This is a genomic window from Pseudovibrio sp. WM33, from assembly GCF_001623165.1.
In the GTDB taxonomy this organism is placed as follows: Bacteria; Pseudomonadota; Alphaproteobacteria; order Rhizobiales; family Stappiaceae; genus Pseudovibrio.
The window spans coordinates 406,704-408,440 of record NZ_LMCK01000090.1 but is presented as its reverse complement, the minus strand read 5'-3'; the positions used below and the strand labels follow the sequence as shown (position 1 = coordinate 408,440).

Genomic DNA, 1,737 nt, shown 5'->3' with positions numbered 1-1,737 from the left:
TAATCGTGCCAGTGCCATTTGTCTTCTGATCGGCAACCGACTTGGATTGAATTGCCTCAAGGTTTAAAACAGTCCCGTCAGCAAACTCGATTTCTTCAACTGATCGACTACGGTTCTCAAGAAAATGATCCGTAACCGTAATTTGCTCACCATTGGAGAAACTGATTACAAGATCTTCGTCCGAGTTTGATGCAAACTGGACATCACTTGCATTCACATCCTTCAATACAAGCCGGTCTACAACACCCGAGGTATAGTCATGATCATATATAACGTCATTACCATCACCGAGGCGGTAGCGATAGGTATCACCGCCTTCGCCGCCTTCCAATACATCATCACCACCTAAACCTTCGATGAGATCTTCATCATCAGTACCGTAAATCGTGTTGTTATCCGGTGTTCCTTTTATAGCACCATCATCAATTGGTTTGAGGAGCCCCAAGTCTTCATAGACGACATCATCGGCAAAACTGACGGTCGCAATTTTCCAATCAGAACTGGCTTGAAAATAGCCTACTAGGGTTACGCTCTCGCCATTAGGCAATGAAATTACAGCATTGCCATCAACATTGATGACGGTAACCTCTGTCGAATTTACATCCGTGAAAACTAGATTATCTATGTATCCGTTTAAGTTCTGTTCGCCTTCTATTGAATAGGAACCATCACCAAGTGAGTGCCGGAATGTCTCTGCCCAACGGCTACCTTCTACGGCACCCGATGCCTTCATATCCTCGGCAATTGCACTTAAGAGGCCTTTACGGTCCCAGACTTCCCCGTCAGAGAACTCAATAGTCTCAATTAATTGTCGCGAGTCATATTTAAGCTGATCGATGATCTTTATTTCATCACCGTTATCGAGGGTGAAAATTACATCATCCCCCTCTCTTTGGACCTTTATACCATCACGATTAGTGTCCTTGAACACCAACCGGTCGTTCTGGCTTGTGTTTTTAGTTTCAGTAATGGTGTAAGGTCCATCACCGTCCTTGTGTTCGTACCTGTCGTCAAATTCGGTACCGATTACTGTACCAGATGACTTCATGTCTTCAATGAGTTGCTGGCGAAGATCTGACTTCTGCCAAACCGTACCATCCGCAAATTCAAAGAATGACACTCCGAACGAGGTGCTCTTATTAAGGAAATTCTTCAGGGTTACTTCTTCGCCATTATCAATCTGAATAACTACGTCATATTCATTTCGGGATAACATTACATCATCCGTAGTAATTCCAGTCATTATCAGGCGGTCACTGCCATTAGAGCTGTTTGTATTTATTATCGAGTATGAGCCATCGCCTTTGGCATGGTAGAGCGTATCATTTCTAATGGTTCCCTCAACAAGCCCTGTCGCTTTCATGTCTGCAAGCAAGCGATTGCGGAACTGCTCCTCACTCCAGGTCGTGCCATCAGCAAACTCGAAAAACTCTACAGCGGAACTGGTTTTGCTCTGCAGCTGATTTATGAGCGTGATAGTTTCGCCATTTGGAAGCGTTATCACAACGTCGTTATAGATCCTTCTGAGAACCAGCTCTATTGCATTAACATCTGAAAAAGACAGGGTATCTGGATTGTTGGAGTCGCTCCTGCTTGTAATCGCATAAGACCCATCACCCAAAGCATGAGAGAACACCTCATCTTTTCCAGTTCCAATCACAATTCCGCCGGACTTCATATCAGATACGAGACGATGACGAATATCGGCTCCGCTCATAGAAGTCCCATCAGCGAACG

The 1,737-nt window shown here is 44.6% G+C and carries 1 protein-coding gene; it reads right to left on the bottom strand.

Translation table 11 applies throughout. The features are described from left to right. Window positions 1–1,717, bottom strand: a 1,717-nt coding sequence (locus PsWM33_RS17170) for a calcium-binding protein (protein WP_208994606.1), incomplete at its 3' end; no start/stop codon positions are given. Between the last annotated feature and the right edge of the window lie 20 nt (window positions 1,718–1,737).